The organism is Tepidibacter sp. (assembly GCF_025210165.1).
GTDB lineage: Bacteria > Bacillota > Clostridia > Peptostreptococcales > Peptostreptococcaceae > Tepidibacter_A.
This window is the reverse complement of the sequence record NZ_JAOASI010000030.1, coordinates 1-3,868: the sequence shown is the minus strand read 5'-3', so window position 1 is coordinate 3,868 and position 3,868 is coordinate 1. Positions and strand designations below refer to the sequence as shown.

Genomic DNA, 3,868 nt, shown 5'->3' with positions numbered 1-3,868 from the left:
TTTCGATATTTTGGATAGAATAGTTATTAAGCTCCAACATATTGAAAGCCTCCTTTATAAAAGTTTTTTGATTAACTTTAGGTTTTCATATTTGTTGGAGTTTTATTATTTGAAAAATTTAACTAGCACAACGGGTTAATATATTATAATAAATTCAAAAACTACTTGTAAATTTTTTCAAAAAAAGGCTTTTTTATATGTTATAATAGAATTGATTTGTACATATATATAAATTAATTTATATATTTTGATTTATTTTTTACATAAAAAGATTTAATTAGGAGTTGATTTTATGAGCAATGTTTTAAAAAATCTAAAGCCTGAAGCAGTTTTTGGATATTTCGAAGAAATGTCTCAAATTCCTAGAGGATCAGGTAATGAAAAGGCTATAAGCGACTATTTAGTGGATTTTGCTAAAAAACACAACCTAGAAGCAATCCAAGATGACGCTTTAAATGTTATCATCAAAAAGCCTGCTACTAAAGGCTACGAAAATGCTCCTTGTGTAATCCTTCAAGGTCATATGGATATGGTATGCGAGAAAAACAAGGGAACTGATCATGACTTTGAAAAAGATGCCCTAAATTTAAAGATAGTTGATAATTACATATACGCAGATAATACTACTCTTGGAGCTGACAATGGAATAGCTGTAGCATATGCTTTAGCTATACTTGAAGCAAACGATTTAGAACACCCTGCACTTGAGGTATTAGTAACTTCAGAAGAAGAAACAGGAATGGGTGGAGCTATAAATATAGATCCATCTCATCTTAAAGGCGAATACCTTATAAATCTTGATTCTGAGGAAGAAGGATATCTTTTAGTTAGCTGTGCTGGTGGAGTTAGAACAAAACAAGTTCTTCCTATAGCTTGGGAAAAAGTTGATACTAATTTAACTTCTTATAAAATAGATATAACAGGCTTAAAAGGTGGCCATTCTGGAATGGACATTATAAAGCAAAGAGGAAATTCTAATAAGTTAATGGGAAGAATTTTATCTAAGTTAAACTATGAAATAAACTATTCTATAGCTAATGTTCACGGAGGAGCAAAAATGAATGCAATACCTCGTGAATGTGAAGCTGTAATACTTACAGATTCTAAAAATGAGAAAATACTTTGTGAGTTAATAGAGAACTTAAATAATATATTTAAGAGCGAATTTGCAACTTCAGACCCTGGTGTATCTGTTGAAGTTAAAAAATATGAAGATAAAGTAGAAAAAGTATTCTCAAAAGATACTATGAAAAAGTTAATATCTTCTTTAGTTTTAATTCCAAATGGAATCCAAACTATGAGTATGGATATCGAGGATCTTGTGGAAAGCTCTACAAATCTTGGTGTAGTTATAACTCATGATGAAGAAATTACATTTGAAAGTGCTGTTAGAAGTTCTGTTAAGAGCTTAAAGAATAATATAGTTGACGAGATGAAGTGTGTTGCTAAGTTACTTGATTGTGAGTTGTTAGCTGATTCTGATTATCCAGAGTGGTCTTATAAGGCTGATTCTAAGCTTAGAGATATATGCCAAAATGTTCATAAGAATAGATATAATAAAGAGGCTAAGGTTATAGCTATTCATGCAGGTCTTGAGTGTGGCCTTTTACTTGAGAAGATGCCTCATGTAGATGCTATATCACTAGGTCCTGATATGTTTGATGTTCATACTCCAGAGGAACATTTGGATATAGATTCTACTGAAAGAACTTATGAGTATTTATTAGATATATTGAAGAATATAAAGTAATTTAAGATACTCTTTATAATATTGTGCCTAATCAAAAAATGATGCTTATGAAAATACCGTTACTTAGTCAATATTTTTATAAAACTAAAGATTGAGACTTATAAAATATCCTAAAACTTCATTAACTCCCTTACGGTCAAACAATGAAGTTTCTTAACGGATATTTTAACGTCTCAATCTAAGTTTTATTGAAAAATATTAACCAAAAGTAACTAACATTTTAATAAGCATCATTTTTAGTTAGTGTTCTTATTTAAATTATATTCTTAAATTTCTATACAAGAATAATTAATATTTATTTGGTTGGTAATTTGGATTATTCTTCATAGCTTGTGCTATGACCTTTAAATCCACATCGTTTATCTCATCATCTTTAACAACATCAGCATCATACTTATTTGTATCAGTATCTGTTGCGTTTAATCCATAGTATGAAAAGTCTATTGCTAAGTCTACCAAAGTAAATTCCCCAGATTTATTAACATCTTGAAGACCTTCGATTACTATAGTAGTTTCTCCACACCCTTTTTCCTCTACTTCCCATTCTTTTTCTATAGTAGCAATTCTTCCTTTAGTTATATCAACCTTAGCACTTCCAGCTTGCTTTCCTCTGAATTTAAGCTTAATCGAATCAGTTTTATCATTTATAACATTGCTACTACCCTTACTTCCTAATATAAATCTAAGTTCTCCCTTTTTTACTTCTTTTTCGTCAACAATTTTAATTCCTTCTAATTCCTTTGCTGGTCCTATGTATTCTAATAAGTTAGAATCATACTTAACTCTAATATCTTGAGCATATATATTGTTTACATTATCTATACTCAAACTCGCCATTACTTCTTCATTTACTCTTATCTTTTCTTTTTCAGGTTTTATATTAATTATAAGTTTATTTGTATTATTTACAAGTTTCTTTACTCTTATTTGATAGTTATGACTAATATTTTGTTCTATCCAAGTAACATATAATTCATTGTTGTATATTTTTAAATTTGAGTTATTCGCATATTTAGATGAATCAATATTTAACCCTCCATCATCTATTCCTATCCATTTGATTCCATCATATTTCTTTATTCTTATTTGTGTTATATCCATACTATTTATTTCTGTCCAAGTAGCATATAATTCATTATTATATACTTCTAAATTTGGGGCATATGTTTCTCTAGATGAGTCAAAATTTAGCCCTCCATTATCTACTCCTACCCATTTACTTCCATTATATTTCTTTACTCTTAATTGATATATTCGATTGCCTTCGTCTTCATTCCATATCGCATATAACTTATTATTATATACTTTCAAATCTAAGTTACCATTCACATGTTTGGATAAATCAAATTTTAGTCCTCCATCATCGACTCCTATCCATTTACTTCCATCATATTTTTTTACTCTTATTTGATTTACTTCTTCAGCCTTTTCTTGCCAAATAGAATATAATTCATTGTTATACACTTCCAATTTTGGGTAAATCGGTGATCTAGTTGAATTAAAATTCAATCCTCCATTATCTACTTCTATCCATTTACTTCCATCATATTTCTTTACTCTTGTTTTATATATATCATTACTATTCATTTCACCCCAACAAGCATATAATTCATTGTTATATACTTTTAAATCTACAGTCTCTGTATTTTTAGATGAATCAAAGTTCAGTCCTCCATTATCTACTCCTATCCATTCATTCTCTACTTCTTTCTCATTTGATGAATTTACTTCATTATTAGCAAAAACGGTGTTAAAGCTTAGAACTATTAATAAAAAACTTAAAATTATCGCCTTGAATCTAATGTTTTTCTTCATAATACACCTCCATTATTTTATTTTCAAGTTTATTTTACCATTTCATACATTTTTATGAAATATTCTCTATTTTCTTTATATTTAACAACTAAAAAACTTCGCATTTTCATACGAAGTTTTTTTATCTATAATTTATATTTAAGAAATGTTAGATTACCTGTGAACGGTGTTTGTCAATAGAGTTGTCGCATAAAATCTAATCCTTTTGTTATGTTCGATTTTTTAAAATACATATTTTGAATATTTTACCATGTATTTTTCAAAAAGAGTATCTTTCAAGATATCTATTTTTCAAAATTATAT

Annotated in this window: 2 protein-coding genes; one reads left to right on the top strand and one right to left on the bottom strand. The window is 28.3% G+C overall.

Annotated features, from left to right (window positions below; translation table 11 throughout):
• The first annotated feature begins 292 nt into the window (after nt 1-292).
• A complete protein-coding gene (locus N4A48_RS04825; protein ID WP_293664686.1) occupies nt 293-1,750 on the top strand; it encodes an aminoacyl-histidine dipeptidase in 1,458 nt (485 codons plus the stop codon).
• A gap of 288 nt (nt 1,751-2,038) precedes the next feature.
• On the opposite strand, the gene N4A48_RS04820 is transcribed toward N4A48_RS04825, so the two are convergent.
• Entirely contained in the window at nt 2,039-3,565 is a 1,527-nt protein-coding gene (locus N4A48_RS04820) for a cohesin domain-containing protein (protein ID WP_293664685.1), read from the bottom strand.
• Nucleotides 3,566-3,868: the final 303 nt, after the last annotated feature.

Coding starts and splice junctions, on each gene's coding strand:
- N4A48_RS04825 (WP_293664686.1), top strand. CDS start 293: ATGAGCAATGTTTTAAAAAATCTAAAGCCTGAAGCAGTTTTTGGATAT.
- N4A48_RS04820 (WP_293664685.1), bottom strand. CDS start 3,565: ATGAAGAAAAACATTAGATTCAAGGCGATAATTTTAAGTTTTTTATTA.